This window comes from Acinetobacter sp. B51(2017) (assembly GCF_003711395.1).
Taxonomy (GTDB): domain Bacteria; phylum Pseudomonadota; class Gammaproteobacteria; order Pseudomonadales; family Moraxellaceae; genus Acinetobacter.
Genome location: NZ_PJRJ01000028.1, coordinates 22,445 through 38,022 on the forward strand (window position 1 = coordinate 22,445; position 15,578 = coordinate 38,022).

The window sequence follows — 15,578 nt, forward strand, 5'->3', positions numbered from 1 at the left end:
TCATGATATGTCAAAAAATCCTTATATCGATGCAGACTTAGAATTTTTAAGCGAAACCGTGGAAAAATTTGCACAAAAATATATTGCGCCGGGTTTTTTAGCGCGTGATCAAAGCCGTATTTTTGACCGTGATTTAATGAAAATGATGGGTGAAATGGGCTTTATTGCCCCAGAATTACCCGAACATTATGGCGGTCAAGACATGGGGCGCTTAGCTGCAGGCGTAATTCACGAAGCTGTGGCCAAATATGATTTAAGTTTCTCTTATATTAATTTACTCGCTTCACTGAATGGTCAGATTTTGGCAGAGCATGGTGATCCTGAAGTCGTCACGCCGTGGCTACATAAACTCACCCGTGGAGAAGCACTATTTGCCATTGGCTTAACCGAGCCGCGTGGTGGTTCAGATGCAGGCAGTTTACGTTTAAAAATCGAGAGAGATGGCGACGAATATGTGCTAAATGGCGAAAAAACTTCAATTTCCGCGGCTGATCAAGCCGATGCTGCGGTCATTTTTGGGCGTACTGGCTCGATTGAATCAGGTGCTCATGGGGTGACTGCTTTATTAGTACCGATGGATCTACCCGGTATTAGCACCACCCGTTTTGATTGTCATGGTCAACGTGCCATTGGTCGTGGGTCGATTTTCTTTGAAAACGTACGCGTCCCTGTCAATCATCGCTTAGGTGATGAAAACAAAGGCTTTGTACAAGTCATGCAAGGTTTTGACTTTTCACGCGCTCTGATTGGCCTACAAGTATTGGCTGTGGCACGGGTAAGTTTAGATGAAGCATGGGCATATGCTGCAGAACGAGAAGCCTTTGGTAAACCTTTAACTGCATTCCAAGGTGTTTCGCATCCATTGGCGGATTATGAAACCCAAGTAGAAGCTGCGCGTTTATTGTGTTTACAAACCTTATGGCTTAAAGACAACCATCTACCGCACACCGCTGAAGCGGGTATGTGTAAATGGTGGGGCCCAAAACTCGCTTATGATGTGGTGCATCAATGCTTACTGACCTTTGGCCATGCCGGTTATGACCGCGGTGTCATGGAGCAACGCCTACGCGATATCTTAGGTTTCCAAATTGGCGATGGCACCGCACAAATTATGAAAACTATTATTGCTCGGCATAAAGCAGGACGCAAAGCTGTGCCGGCATAATAAAAAACAACAATAAAAATCAATAAGGACATCAGGACATGGAATTTGATGCAGTGCTGATTGAAGGACGCCGTGCCTATATGCAACAACACGGTTATTGGCATAATTTTACTATTTTGGACGCGCTAAAACAGGCCGTAGCGCAGCAACCCAATAAAACTGCTTTAGTCAGTTATAAACAGCAGCAAACAACTCAGAGTTTTACTTATACACAGATTTGGCAACTCACCAATCAAATGGCACTGGGCTTAAAACGTTTGGGTATTCAAGCGCATGATGTCGTGGCCTGTCAATTGCCCAATTGGTGGGAATTTACCTTACTGTATTTGGCATGTAGTCGGATTGGTGCTGTGCTTAATCCGTTAATGCCGATTTTTCGCGAGCGTGAACTAGAATTTATGCTCAAACACGGCGAAGCCAAACTGTTTGTGGTACCAAAAATCTTTCGCGGTTTTGATCATGCTACTTTGGCTACGCAACTGCAAAGCAAAATTCCGACGCTTGAACAGGTTTTGGTGATTGATGAGCAACAAGGCAGTTTTCAGCAATTGCTGGCACATGAGCTGAGTGAAGAAGAGATTGCTGAATTAGATCAATATGTTTTAGATCCAGATCAAGTCACGCAACTGATTTTTACCTCGGGCACCACCGGTGAACCCAAAGGCGTAATGCATACCTCAAATACTTTATTTGCCAATATTGTCGAATATGCCAATACTTTACATTTAGACCAAAACGATGTGGTGCTGATGGCATCGCCGATGGCACATCAAACCGGTTTTATGTACGGCTTAATGATGCCGATTTGGTTACAAGCCAAAGCAGTGCTGCAAGATATTTGGGAGGTGAATCAAGCGATTGCAGTCATTCAAAATGAACAGGTCAGTTTTACCATGGCATCCACGCCATTTTTAAATGATCTTTCCAGCCAAGTGGCCCAATTTAATACCCAAATTCCATCTTTAAAGACTTTCCTATGTGCTGGTGCACCGATTCCCGGACCTTTAGTTGAACAAGCACGGCAAAACTTAAATATTAAAGTGATTTCTGCTTGGGGTATGACGGAATGTGGCGCCGTGACCATGACCTTAATTGAAGATCCAGATGAGCGCTCTTGTCATACCGATGGTAAGGCACTGAAGGGTGTAGAAATTAAAATCGTCGATAAACATGGCCAAGAAAAACCCGTCAATAGCGCAGGGCGTTTATGGGTACGTAGCTGTTCTAACTTTGCCGGTTATTTAAAACGTCCGCATTTAAATGACACCAATAGCGAGGATTGGTTTGATACCGGTGATATTGCCTATCAAGATGAACATGGCTATATCCGCATTTGTGGGCGCAAAAAAGATGTCATCATCCGTGGTGGTGAAAATATTCCGGTGGCAGAGATTGAATCGTTGCTGTATCAACATCCTAAAATTGCCACCGTAGCGTTGGTTGCTTATCCAGATGAACGCTTAGGTGAGCGTGCTTGTGCCATTGTAAAACTCAAAGATTCAGCACAAGCCTTGGAATTGGGCGAAATTCTGACTTTTTTACAGCAACACAATCTCGCCAAGCAATATTTACCAGAGCGCCTAGAAGTTTGGGACAATATTCCGATGACACCATCCGGTAAAATTCAAAAATTTAAGCTACGTGAAATGTTAGTCTCTTAAATCACAGTTGCAAAAAGCCAAAAAGAGAGCAGCAAAACGCTCTCTTTTTGCTGTGTATAGATATCATTATCGCTTTATTACCATAAAAACCATTATCGAAAAAACCGAATACAAACTTGCTATATTTTATGACGATACGGGATATATCTCCGTGATTTTTTGCAATTCTCCGAACAATATTTTAATTTTAATCGTTTTTGTTCATTATTAAATTGGCGATTTTACACATTTTCGCTTAAATTAACCGCAGTTTAATCGCTAAAACAGATAAATTATTTATAGAAAAATAAGCGTACCCTTGATGTATCAGACAAGATAAATTTAAAAAAATTGGCGTATGATAAACCCCATAATTGAATAAATGTGAAGGATAGACACATGACCGATGCAGCTTTTCCAACCCCAAATAACTTGGGTATTGCAGTTTACGAAAATAACGCTGAAGCCATTGGTAATACGCCATTAGTTCGTATTAACCGTGCCATTACAGGCGGTGCCACGGTACTGGCAAAAGTTGAAGCGCGTAATCCAGCATTTTCAGTAAAATGTCGTGTCGGTGCTGCCTTAATTACAGATGCAGAGCAACGCGGTGTATTAAAGCCGGGCATGCATATTGTCGAGCCAACCAGTGGTAACACCGGTATTGCATTGGCATTTGTGGCAGCAGCTAAAGGTTATCCAATTACCTTAACTATGCCTGCGAGTATGAGTATTGAACGTCGTAAGGTGCTTAAAGCACTGGGCGCCAATTTGGTGTTAACCGAACCTGCTAAAGGCATGAAAGGCGCCGTGGATGAAGCAGTGCGCTTAACTCAAGAACAACCAGAACTCTATTACCTGCCACAACAGTTTGAAAACCCAGCCAATCCAAAAATTCATGAAACCACCACTGGTCCTGAAATTTGGCAAGCGACTGGCGGTAAAGTGGATATCTTAGTGTCTGGTGTGGGTACAGGCGGTACCATTAGCGGGATTTCACGTTATTTTGAGCAAGTACAACAGCAAGCGCTTTATTCAGTTGCGGTTGAACCTGCTGAATCTGCCATTATTACGCAAGCCAAACGTGGTGAAGATTTAACTCCGGGGCCACATAAGATCCAAGGTATTGGTGCTAACTTTATTCCTAAAAACTTAGATCTAGACTTAGTGGATGAAGTGATTGCGATCCCAAGCCAAGAGGCAATTGACTGGGCACGTAAAACCGCGATGCAAGAAGGTATTTTAGTCGGCATCTCAAGTGGTGCCGCGATGGCAGCTGCAGCACAGTTAGCCGCACGCCCTGAAAACCAAGGTAAAAACATTGTGGTGATTTTACCGGATGCCGGTGAACGCTATCTATCTTCAGTTTTATTTGAAGATATCTCTGCAGACTAAACGTGTTTTAGTTTCACTAAAAGGCGCTCCACATAGAGCGCCTTTTTTAATTGTATAGATTTTATACCTGATAAATTTAGGTAAGCGCCTTAAATTTTGTTACTATGAAGCACTTTTCATAGCTTTACCTGTTTGCATATGACTTCATCTTACCAACAACAACTTGATGCTAAATTTGCCCGTATCACGGCGCAATTTGCTGAATTTAATCCGCCTGCTTTAGATGTGTTCGCATCACCAGAACACCATTATCGTATGCGTGCTGAATTTCGCGTTTGGCATACCGAAGATGATATGTTCTATGCCATGTTTGAACGTGACGAACAGGGGCAAAAAAAGGTTGTGCGTATTGACCAATTTGAAATTGCCGACCAAAACATTAACCGTTTAATGCCTGAATTATTAAACGCCATGAAAGCAGATCCAATTCTGTCACAGCGTTTATTTGAAGTACATTTCTTGGCGACCTTAAGCGGTGAGGTGTTAGTTTCGTTAATTTACCATCGTAAATTAGAAGAAAATTGGTTACCGGCAGCAAAACAATTGGCCGATCAACTGAATGTGAAATTGATTGGGCGTTGCCGTGGGCAAAAATTTGTTTTAACTGATGAGTTTGTCGTTGAAAAACTTTCCGTGTTTGAGCGCGAATATATTTATAAACAAATTGAAAGTAGTTTTACTCAGCCAAACGCACAAGTATGTCAAAAAATGCTGCAATGGGCATGTGAAGCTGCGGATCATTCAGAAAAAGACTTATTAGAGTTGTACTGTGGTAATGGTAACTTTACTTTACCGCTATCAACACGTTTTCGCCGTGTATTAGCTACAGAACTGGCTAAGTCGTCGGTCTATGCTGCGCAGTGGAATATCCAACAAAACCAAATTGATAATATTCAAGTGGCACGTTTGTCTGCAGAAGAATTTACGCAAGCCTATAACGGTGAACGTGAATTCCGACGTTTACAAGAAGCCAATATTGATATTACTAGCTATGACTTTGATACCGTATTTGTTGATCCGCCACGCGCTGGTATTGATGATGAGACTTTAAAATTGTTACAGCGCTTTAAACGTATCATTTATATTTCATGTAATCCAGATACCTTATACGACAATTTTCAGACTTTAGCTGCAACGCATCAGGTGACGAAATTCGCTTTATTTGACCAGTTCCCTTATACCCATCATGTTGAATCTGGTGTGTTGCTTGAATTGAAATAAGCTTTTTTAGCACTAAAATTAAAGATTTAAACGATAAAAGGAGCTTAACAGAGCTCCTTTTATTATGTAGTTAAAATAATAAGTTATAGAAAATCAAGTCCCAATTACTTCATAATATCGTTTAAAATCCAAAGCCTAATCGAAAAAATGCTTAATCAACTGCTGCTTTTGTCACTCATGTCCACTTGCTTTATTTTATATATTGTCTATATTTCGAACTATGTTAGATTATCAATGAAGGCTCTATGAGTTTTTGGCAAAAACTGTTCTCTGATCAGCAGGTCAACGCACATAAAAATCAAACTGCTTGTGTTGAAAACGATTGTTCATGCAAATCAAATGAACAATTGATTGCAGCATTAAAACAAGCAACGGATGAAGATGTCATTCTTGGTATCAAGAAAGTTTTAGCATCTCGCGGCTACAGTCGTAAAGAGTTGAATGATTTACAGCATCTGCCTTTACAATAAGCAGTCAGAACACAAAAAAAGCATTGCTAAAAAGCAATGCTTTTTTTTTAAGAATGCATATAAGCTATACCTACTACAACAATAAATAACATTGTTAAGAAATTATTAACAATGTAAAACTGTGTAAAAAAAACCATCTAAAACGTGTCGTTTTTAGCACATTTTATTATTTCTGTTGAGCACTCACATCTTGTTATTTAGAATTGTTTATAATTTCTAAAACCATTTAACACAGATACCGAGGATAGTATGGAATTAAAGAAATTTTTATTAAGTTTTAATAATCTAAACACTTATCTTTTTATGGCAATTATGCTTCTGATGAGTTTGATTATCTATTTTTACGTTATTAATCCATTATAACTATAAAGAACAATAGAACCTTAATCTGATTAGTTTTTCTTCAATTTAATAATAAAAACATAGACTCAGCGAGTGGTCAAAACAAATAGATTATAAAAATCCACTGGTTTTGGGTGTAACATTGTGGCTTATTTCTGTTGTTTTGCGGCCATCATGCGCATCCAAAATCGTCTCGCTGGATTTTACTTCTTTTATTACGCTATCGTTGGCACCTTTATGCCATATTGGAATTTGTATTTAGAAGATCAAGGTTTTAATTATGCCGAAATTGGATTTTTGGCATCTTTGGCCATTATTACGCGCTTTTTTGCACCTTTTATTTGGGGGTGGATTGCAGATAAATCGGGTAAAAGGATGTTCTTGGTCAGGGTGGCAACTTGGGTTGAAGCCTGCATTTGGTTACTGATCTTTATTATCCCTAACCATTTTCAATCTATAGCTTTATTAATGCTCATTTTTAGCTTTTTTCAAAATGCCATTTTGGCGCAATTTGAAGGGGTGACAGCATTTTGGTTGGGCGAAAAGCGGGCAGTACTGTATGGAAAAGTGCGCCAGTGGGGATCGATTGGGTTTATTGTCGCCGTGTTTGCAATTGGCGCCATCTTAGATCTGATACATATTCGTCATTTGCCTATTGTGCTGCTGTGTATGGGTACACTGGCTTTCTTGTGGTCATTGAGTATTAAAGAACCTGACAATGCCCCGCAAGCGCAACAAAATATGCAATCTATTTTACCTGTAATTAAACAGCCTGTGGTACGTGCTTTTTTCCTTATAGAACTGATCTTATTATTTTCACATGCACCGTTTTACAGTTTCTATAGCAACTATTTAAAAAGCCATGGATTTAGTACCAGTATAATCGGTGGATTGTGGTCGATTGGAGTGATTGCAGAAATTATTATGTTTGCCTGTGCGCAATTTTTCTTTCGACGTTGGGGATGGCGGATTTTGGTTAGTATGTGTTTAATTCTCACTGCATTGCGTTGGGGAATTGTGGGGCTATTTACTCATTCGTTATGGATACACGCTGCCGCCCAGACTATACATGCTTTTAGTTTTGGTTTATTTCATTTAATTGCCATGAGAGTAATTTTTGAGTATTTTTCACCGCAACAACAAGGACGTGCCCAAGCCTTGTATAGTACTGTATGGGGAATAGGTGTCGCACTAGGCAGTATTTTAGCTGGGTACTATTGGCAACGTTTAGGTGGAGAGATCATTTTTATATTGGCAGCACTGGTGACTTTATTGGGTTTATTTTTGGTAGGTTCACTACCTAAGCGGATATCAAGTTAATTTGATAATAAAAAGCAACATAACTTTGATTCTAAAACGCTAGAGTATTCAAGCTGTAAGCAGTATGATGAATATCAAATTCAAACACTTCATTTGATGTAACTTTCTCATACATTAGTCAGATTTTTATGAAACAAAAGGTACTCATTGCGATTTTAGCTGCAACTGCTATAAGCTCCAGTTATAGCGCACCTGTCGCGGTAGAAAATATGCAAAACCAGATTAAAATAACGACAAGACCTGCATTGGTAGGCTTGTGGGGAATGCCAATTACTGAAAATAAGAAATGTACCGAATATTATAATTTTAGAACTAATAATGATATTTTTATCCGGAGTGGTAAAGAATGGTCTTATGGGGTATATGACTATCAGCCTAGTCTTGATCCTCAGCTTGTACCCGCACGTCTTACTTTAAATATTCGTTATGATAATAATGAACAAGATTGCTCTGGGATTCAAGAAGATCAAAGTGGGGAAGTCACCCGTATTGCGATTAAGTGGCATACAGCATCTCATATTTCTTTTTGTTTAGAAGACGAACCAAATCAATGTTTTGCCACTTTAAAACGTATTCATCCCTAAAAAAAAGCCACTCCTTGGAGTGACTTTTTAGTTTAGATATTAAACAACTTTTTCAGCATGTAACTCTAATTGTTTAAGCAAGTGTTTTTCAAGATAGTGAATATCCATGGCTTGCTTACAGAAATTCGCATCTTCTAGAATCAATTCACGATGCAGTGGAATATTGGTTTTAATACCACTTAAAATCGTTTCATCTAAAGCTTGTTTCATGCGTGCAATCGCAGTTTCACGATCTTTACCATGGGCAATAATTTTAGCAATCATTGAATCATAGTAAGGCGGGATACTGTAACCTGCATAGATATGTGAATCTAAACGAATACCTGCACCACCTGGCGCGTAAAATTGTTCAATTTTACCTGGTGATGGAATAAATGTGGTTGGATCTTCTGCATTGATACGGCATTCAATCGCATGACCTTTACATACCACATCTTCTTGTTGGATATTAAGCCCCAAGCCAGCGGCAATACGTAATTGCTGTTCAATAATATCAATACCTGTGACTTGTTCAGTAACAGGATGTTCTACTTGTACACGGGTATTCATTTCAATAAAGAAGAATTCACCATCTTCAAATAAGAACTCAAAAGTACCTGCACCGCGATATTGCATTAATTGACATGCATGAACACAGGCTTCTAGAATGTGGGCACGCGCATCTTCGGGTAAGTTTGGCGCTGGTGCCTCTTCCAATACTTTTTGATGACGACGTTGTAATGAACAGTCACGATCAAATAAATGAATCGCATGACCATTACCATCGGCAAGTACTTGGACTTCAACGTGGCGTGGTTTTTGTAAGAAACGTTCCATATAGACCGTGTCATCACCAAACCACATCTCGGCATCACGCTGCGCCGCTTGTACTGATTCAAGTAGGGTATCAACACGCTCAACAATACGCATACCACGACCACCACCACCAGAAGCTGCTTTAACAATCAGTGGAAAACCGATTTTTTTGGCTTCTTCTAAGGCATTTTGTGTGGTCACTGCATGAGCAGAACCAGGTACTGTCGGTACGCCAGCTTTACGCATTGCGGTAATTGCAGAAACTTTATTACCCATTAAACGGATATGTTCTGGACGTGGACCAATAAAAATAAAACCTGAAGTTTCTACAATTTCAGCAAACTCAGCATTTTCTGATAAAAAGCCATAACCAGGATGAATGGCATCTGCACCTGTGATTTCTGCTGCGGTAATAATTGCGGGGATGTTTAAATAGCTTTCACTACTTGCACCCGGGCCAATACATACAGCTTCATCACAAAAGCGTAGGTGCATTAGGTCTTTATCGGCATCTGAATAGATCCCTACGGTTTTAATGCCTAATGTTTTGCAAGCGCGGGTGATGCGTAGGGCAATCTCACCACGGTTTGCAATTAATACTTTCTGCAACATTATCGTTCCTCGTGATGATGACTTAAGCGCGATAACGGAAAAGTGGTTGACCGAATTGAATCACTTCGCCATTTTTCACTAAAATTTCTTCAATAACACCGCTTTGTGTCGCTTCAATTGGATTCATGATTTTCATCGCTTCGATAATACCCAATGTTTCGCCTGCAGTTACCGTTTGACCCACTTTAACAAAAGGTGCTTCACCAGGGCTTGAAGCTGCGTAAAATACACCGACCATTGGAGAAGTTTCTACCGCACCACGTGGCGCAGACTTTGGTGCAGAAGGTGCTGCAGCACCTGGGGCTGGCATAGCTGCAACAGGTGCTGCAACCACAGGTACACGACGTGTTAAAGCAATCGATTGATCGCCTTCTTTTACTTCAATAGCTTGTAGATCAGATTCAATCATCAGGTCGATGAGTTTTTTAATTTTACGAATATCCATGGGTTCAAGTCCTGAGTCTTAATGAGATGGTTGAATTTTTGCAATCGCATAATCGACTGCTGCTGCATAACCTTTGGCACCAAGTCCGCAAATTACGCCAACTGCTTTATCTGATAAATACGAATGATGTCTAAATGCTTCACGTGCATGTACATTAGATAAATGCACTTCAATGAAAGGAATGTCCACACCCAAAAGTGCATCACGCAATGCCACAGAGCTATGGGTGAAAGCAGCAGGATTAATCACAATAAATTGCACCCCTTGCTGTTTCGCTTCATGAATACGATCCACAATTGCACCCTCCCAATTGCTTTGAAAGATGGCTAGTTTAAGCTGCTTATCTTCAGCTTGTTGAATAAGTTGTTGGTTAATATCTTCTAATGTTAGATAACCATAAACCTCTGGTTCACGCTGTCCAAGCAGGTTTAGATTCGGTCCGTGAATCACCAAAATGGCTAAACTCATTCAAATTACTCCAAGTTGAAATTTGCAACAATGATTTGCAAGATGGATGCAAAGTTTGCGCTATTATTGCATAATTTTCTACAATCGATCTTTTAAGTGGTTAGAAAGTACTAAAAGATAGAGCTTTTGTATGAGTGTTATATTGTAAATTTTGCAAGTATTTCACAATGTTAAAAACTTCCATTTTTTTAATATTTTTTCGCATTTTAGCGACAATATTGATAAGTCAAATACAAAATGAATCGACTGAATTGCATCATCTATAGACATAAAATTACAAACTATAAATATAGAGCAAACAATTTTTATTAAGGTTAAAAACAGGCCTATTTATAAATCTTTTTCAGATATAAACCTATGGCAACATCTTTCATTTTTATAAAATTAAAGCAAAAACAGGGGATTAATTTAATTTTATTGGTGATTTTTATATTTAAAGCAAATCAATTCATCTAATCTTACCTTCACTTGTTAGTCATGCAATGTTTAACAAATAACTAATCGATTGACCAATCTGATCATCTTTTATAAAAATACAGCTCAGGCTAAATCTGCCAAATAGAATCTTTGACTAGCCTCAATAAAAGAACGATGCAAAGCCACGGAAATTGACTGACACAAATCTATTAGCAATGACTTGGAAAGAAGCGCTTGCTTAATCATTTAAAGCAAATCAATATAACTACACCTCTGTATGTTTTTTAGAATTATGCGACTCCATTACCAATATCAAACTCACTCAACAACATCAGAAAAAACCTTAGTTTTTATTCATGGTTTATTTGGTAGCTTAAGCAATCTGGGTATGTTGGCACGCGCTTTACAGCAAGACTATGCAACCTTGCAAATCGATGTGCGCAACCATGGTTTATCACCACATGCCGATCAACATGATTATGATGTATTAGCACAAGATATACTTGAAACCTTAGATTATTTAAATATTGAAAATTTTAGTGTGATTGGTCACTCCATGGGTGGAAAAACTGCAATGCGTTTAGCAGCAGTCGCTCCTGAGCGTATAGAAAAATTAGTGGTATTGGATATCACTCCAATTGCTTCGGCTGATTATCATCACAATGAAATCTTTCAAGCGCTGATTGCTGTTGAAAATGCTCAGGTTACAACACGCCAGCAAGCCACGATAATCATGCAGCAATATATTGATGAAATGATGGTGATTCAATTTTTATTAAAATCCTTTCATCAAGGGCAGTGGTTGTTTAACGTTGCAGCATTAAAGCAACATTATTCTGATATTTTAGCTTGGAAAACACAGTGCGCTTGGAATAAGCCTTGTTTGTTTTTACGTGGTGGGAATTCAGACTATTTGGCTACACCTGAGCATTTTGCGGCGGTATATAGCCAATTTCCAGCGGCAGAGATTCAACTTATTGAAGGTGCTGGTCATTGGTTGCATGGTGAAAAACCGCAACAAGTATTGTCAGAGATTCAACGTTATTTGATGCAAAAATAAAAGCCATCAATTACCTGAAATATATTTCAGGTAATTAAAATATCCAGTTTCTAACTTCAGGAATCAAGAATAGGATTAAAATTTATTTTTTAATGATTGCTTCTTAAGTTTTAGAGCTCAGCATAATTTCTTAGAGATTAGTATCTTTGTTATATTTATCAGCTTTTTATGTTGTGGTATGCATAAGGGGAAGCTTAAGCTAACCTTTTATCTCAATCATTTCATATTGCTATAGTTCAACCAATTTGTTTAATATGTTGTAGTTGGTTTTCTGTCTTTCATACATAATGGTCAGAGTACCATCTAGATATTGTAAAAATAAAATGTATTCAAAGTTTTTTTTGGTTTACTGTGAATATCAAATGCTTGTCACTATAAAAATAGAAAATATGCTACTGCCAGATGTTTAGAAATAATAGAAAGGCTCTTTGGTTTTAATAAGTCATTATGGAGATGATGAATCAATTGGTCATGACTAATGCATTATCCTTAAGACAGTGTCTTAATTAAGCTTAAGCAATCACTGAGTCACTTGATGGGTTGAAAGCTTGAGAAATTAAGTAATATTTGATCTCAACTATATTACAAGTTAGCAAAACGTTATATAAATCCAATTTCGTATAATGAACATTATGTTAAATATGGTGTATTTGTAATACTTATTATTTAGCTCATGTTCACCCTGTTGCGTTGCCTGTTAAATTATATTTTAAATCATCCATCTGATTTAAATTTTGGTGATTGCTTATTTTTCTAATGAGTTGTTTCTTATTGTATTAGCTTTGGCTCTCTTAAGTAATAAATCCAGTTTACTTGATAATGTCGCCTGTTGATGGCTTATACACCACACCATAAAATCAACCTATATAAGCAAGATTCATTCAACTAAGGTAAATTAAGCATTTTAGTTAAATGAATCTTGAAATGAATCACAATGATGAAAACAATAAATTACTGCCAAAAACCACTTTAAATGTGATGCGTTATATACGCATCACACATATACGTAAGTAATTGTTTTTAATATAAAAATTAAATAAACCTAAAAAAATAAACCAAATATAAAACCAAAAGATTTGCAAAAAATAAGTGATTTGACGCTAATTGACTTAACTTAAATTTAAGTTCAAAAGAATCCTACACAACACTTGTCAAAAAATAGTATTTTTCGCATAAAAGCTAATGAATACAGATTATTTTTAGCAGACAATAAGCTATGTATTTTCAATGGAATGATCAGGATTATGCGCTATTTCGCTTGTAGTGAATGTCAGCAGCAAATATTTTTTGCTAAAACTCACTGTGACACTTGTGGCTGCAGGATCGGTTATTCAGCCAAAGATCAGGATTTGATTTGTTTTGATGAGGTTGAAATTGAGCAATGGCAACCTAAGAAAAACAATAATTTAGCAAATCAATATTTTAAACCTTGCTACAACTATACACATCATCAAATTTGCAACTGGGTATTAGCTTATGATGATAATGAAATTTATTGTGAATCCTGTCAACTGACTTATATTATTCCACCCTTAGATCAACCTGAAAATATAGAATATTGGCGTCATTTAGAAAAAGCAAAGCAGCGTTTTCTATATTTAACTCAACGCTTAAATATCATGCCTCATCCCAAAAAAAATGATAATGATGCGCTTGGACTGCGTTTTAACTTTTTAGTCCCCATGAATGGTCAAACAGTGATGACTGGGCATGGTAAAGGAATCATTACTTTAAATGCGCAAGAAGCCAATGTAATTTATCGTGAAACCACTCGAGTAAATATGGGAGAAAATTACCGAACATTACTAGGACATTTTAGACATGAAAGTGGTCATTATTATTTTTATCTGATTGAAAAATTAAGACCAGATTTACTATCTGAATTTAGATATTATTTTGGTGATGAGCGTCAAGATTATGCAGAAGCCCTACAAAGGCATTATGAATATGGGCCACAGGAAAATTGGCAAACCAATTACATTAGCTCATATGCTACAGCTCATCCTTGGGAAGATTGGGCTGAGACTTGGGCACATTACTTACATATGATGGAAACATTAGAAACAGCATTTTATGCTGGTTTAGCTGTGAATGCCCAACAAGGAAGTTTAGCCAATTTAACGATGGATGAATGCCCTATTGGTGCTCAGAATTTTGAAAAAATTTTGAATAGCTGGGTTACATTAACATTTAATTTAAATGCTTTAAATCGAAGTATGGGTTTAGAAGATGCTTATCCTTTTAAGTTGTCTGAGGTAATTAAAGGTAAATTACGTTTTATACATAGACATTTATTAGATTTAGCTTTTTAATAGATTAGACTTCTTTCATAAGTTATTTTTTACTCAGCTCCAAATTGTAGATGCCCGTGATCAAATTAAATCTTAATCCGAGTCTTTTTCCTCGGTTTCGATAAAGCTCGGCAAGGATTTTGAAGGTTTTCAAACGGCCAAATACATGCTTAACCCCAATTCTTCTTTTATTAATTTCTTGATTGTAAAATTTTAGCTCCAAATCTAGTTTGCAGCGCTTTTTTTGCTTTTAATGGCAATAAGCTATTTGGATTACTGTATAGATCCCTTGATAACCTTTATCTGCAAGGATAAAGGCACCTGCAGGAATCTGATTCAAGTTGCGTTTGAAGAGTTCGAAATCATGTACAGCACCACGATTCGTACATAAACTCAGAACTTGCTGAGTTCTATAATGGATAATGGCCTGAACTTTGAAAGTATGTGCTTTCTTCTTGCCACTATAGCTTTTCTTCTGTTTTTTTAGGTCTTTGTATTGGGATTTCTGTGGCATCTACGATCACCACATTCCAGTCGATCCCTTTGCCTTCAGGCAAATTCTTCGGTAAATTAAATAGATTGGACTTGATGAGGCAGTCCTCTGCCTGGCGGACGATTCTTGAAGCAGTAGGCTCTGACACACCATAACTTGTTGCGACATGGAACAAAGTTCGATATTCACGCCAATAACTTAAGCACAGAAGAATTTGATCCTCTATACGCAATTTCGGAGGTCTACCTTTCTCTGGAACATGTTTCTGCAATTGCTCAACCATTAAATAAAAGGTTGACCATGAGATGCCTGTATATTGCTTAAACTGTGTTTCAGAAAGCTTCTTTGAGTCGATGTATTTTATTCGTAAATTATGTATGAATATTCTAAATTCTTCGGTATAAATAAGAAGCAAAAAGTAGATCATTTTTGATTTATGAAAGAGATCTATTAAATATACTTAGGCTATTTTAATAATAGAATCCCGGTTAGAAAAATACGGTAGATAAAACTAGAAATAAGTAGGTAAGTAGGTCAGAGCGTGATCCTGGTGAATAGAAGCGTAGGAAGAGTCGTTCGTTAAAAACAATTTCATGCAAATCCTAAGGGGATCTATTGCTTTTTAAAGTCGAAAAAAATCCCCCTGATGAATGATCAGGGGGATTTTTAGAATAATGAGCTGGCGATGACTTACTCTCACATGGGTAACCCCACACTACCATCAGCGCTAAGAGGTTTCACTTCTGAGTTCGGGAAGGGATCAGGTGGTTCACTCTTGCTATTGTCGCCAGCACAACTGTGATGCTTACTCATCAGGTCTTATTAAATGCCTAACTTTCGTCAAATGAGTTATTAACAGG

15 protein-coding genes and 1 rRNA gene are annotated in these 15,578 nt (G+C 37.8%); 10 read left to right on the forward strand and 6 right to left on the reverse strand.

Features of this window, described 5'->3' with window-relative positions:
• Positions 1-7: 7 nt before the first annotated feature.
• The 8 genes from aliB (at position 8) to CYK47_RS12190 (ending at position 8,137) form a co-directional block, all read left to right on the forward strand.
• Positions 8-1,165 carry a cyclohexanecarboxyl-CoA dehydrogenase gene (aliB, locus tag CYK47_RS12160; RefSeq protein ID WP_122902118.1) on the forward strand — a complete coding sequence of 386 codons (1,158 nt, stop codon included), beginning with the start codon at positions 8-10 and terminating at the stop codon, positions 1,163-1,165.
• Positions 1,166-1,203: 38 nt separating this feature from the next.
• Positions 1,204-2,826: an AMP-binding protein gene (locus CYK47_RS12165; RefSeq protein WP_122902119.1), complete on the forward strand. Its 1,623-nt coding sequence runs from the start codon at positions 1,204-1,206 to the stop codon at positions 2,824-2,826.
• Between the two features lie 378 nt (positions 2,827-3,204).
• Positions 3,205-4,200, forward strand: coding sequence for a cysteine synthase A (gene cysK, locus CYK47_RS12170; RefSeq protein WP_122902120.1), 996 nt, complete (start codon positions 3,205-3,207; stop codon positions 4,198-4,200).
• A gap of 138 nt (positions 4,201-4,338) precedes the next feature.
• On the forward strand, positions 4,339-5,421 hold the full coding sequence (gene trmA / locus CYK47_RS12175) for a tRNA (uridine(54)-C5)-methyltransferase TrmA (RefSeq protein WP_122902121.1): 1,083 nt from the start codon (positions 4,339-4,341) through the stop codon (positions 5,419-5,421).
• 245 nt (positions 5,422-5,666) lie between these two features.
• Positions 5,667-5,891, forward strand: a complete 225-nt coding sequence (locus tag CYK47_RS12180) for a hypothetical protein (protein ID WP_122902122.1) — start codon at positions 5,667-5,669, stop codon at positions 5,889-5,891.
• Positions 5,892-6,140: 249 nt separating this feature from the next.
• Positions 6,141-6,254 carry a hypothetical protein gene (locus CYK47_RS15725; protein ID WP_228722443.1) on the forward strand — a complete coding sequence of 38 codons (114 nt, stop codon included), beginning with the start codon at positions 6,141-6,143 and terminating at the stop codon, positions 6,252-6,254.
• Positions 6,255-6,407: 153 nt separating this feature from the next.
• Positions 6,408-7,553, forward strand: coding sequence for an MFS transporter (locus CYK47_RS12185; protein WP_122902123.1), 1,146 nt, complete (start codon positions 6,408-6,410; stop codon positions 7,551-7,553).
• A 128-nt stretch (positions 7,554-7,681) separates the two neighbouring features.
• Positions 7,682-8,137 carry a hypothetical protein gene (locus CYK47_RS12190; RefSeq protein WP_122902124.1) on the forward strand — a complete coding sequence of 152 codons (456 nt, stop codon included), beginning with the start codon at positions 7,682-7,684 and terminating at the stop codon, positions 8,135-8,137.
• A 39-nt stretch (positions 8,138-8,176) separates the two neighbouring features.
• Here CYK47_RS12190 and accC read toward each other — a convergent pair whose 3' ends face one another.
• The 3 genes from accC to aroQ are packed head-to-tail and all read right to left on the reverse strand — an operon-like array spanning position 8,177 to position 10,457.
• Positions 8,177-9,544, reverse strand: a complete 1,368-nt coding sequence (accC, locus tag CYK47_RS12195; RefSeq protein WP_122902125.1) for an acetyl-CoA carboxylase biotin carboxylase subunit — start codon at positions 9,542-9,544, stop codon at positions 8,177-8,179.
• Positions 9,545-9,566: 22 nt separating this feature from the next.
• On the reverse strand, positions 9,567-9,989 hold the full coding sequence (accB, locus tag CYK47_RS12200; RefSeq protein ID WP_122902126.1) for an acetyl-CoA carboxylase biotin carboxyl carrier protein: 423 nt from the start codon (positions 9,987-9,989) through the stop codon (positions 9,567-9,569).
• Between the two features lie 18 nt (positions 9,990-10,007).
• Complete coding sequence (gene aroQ, locus CYK47_RS12205) at positions 10,008-10,457, reverse strand: type II 3-dehydroquinate dehydratase (RefSeq protein ID WP_122902127.1); 450 nt, start codon at positions 10,455-10,457, stop codon at positions 10,008-10,010.
• Positions 10,458-11,166: 709 nt separating this feature from the next.
• On the opposite strand from aroQ, the gene CYK47_RS12210 reads away from it, so the two are divergent.
• Positions 11,167-11,934 carry an alpha/beta fold hydrolase gene (locus CYK47_RS12210; protein ID WP_122902128.1) on the forward strand — a complete coding sequence of 256 codons (768 nt, stop codon included), beginning with the start codon at positions 11,167-11,169 and terminating at the stop codon, positions 11,932-11,934.
• A gap of 1,244 nt (positions 11,935-13,178) precedes the next feature.
• Positions 13,179-14,246 (forward strand): zinc-binding metallopeptidase family protein, encoded by a 1,068-nt coding sequence (locus CYK47_RS12215; RefSeq protein WP_122902129.1) that lies wholly within the window; start codon positions 13,179-13,181, stop codon positions 14,244-14,246.
• A 229-nt stretch (positions 14,247-14,475) separates the two neighbouring features.
• On the opposite strand, the gene CYK47_RS12220 is transcribed toward CYK47_RS12215, so the two are convergent.
• The 3 genes from CYK47_RS12220 to rrf form a co-directional block, all read right to left on the reverse strand.
• A complete protein-coding gene (locus tag CYK47_RS12220) occupies positions 14,476-14,739 on the reverse strand; it encodes a transposase (RefSeq protein ID WP_213072428.1) in 264 nt (87 codons plus the stop codon).
• On the reverse strand, positions 14,687-15,145 hold the full coding sequence (locus CYK47_RS15790; protein WP_122902130.1) for a transposase family protein: 459 nt from the start codon (positions 15,143-15,145) through the stop codon (positions 14,687-14,689). Before CYK47_RS15790 ends, CYK47_RS12220 begins: the two co-directional genes overlap by 53 nt.
• Before the next feature lie 250 nt (positions 15,146-15,395).
• Positions 15,396-15,510: ribosomal RNA gene (rrf, locus tag CYK47_RS12230) — 5S ribosomal RNA — on the reverse strand.
• Positions 15,511-15,578 lie beyond the last annotated feature (68 nt).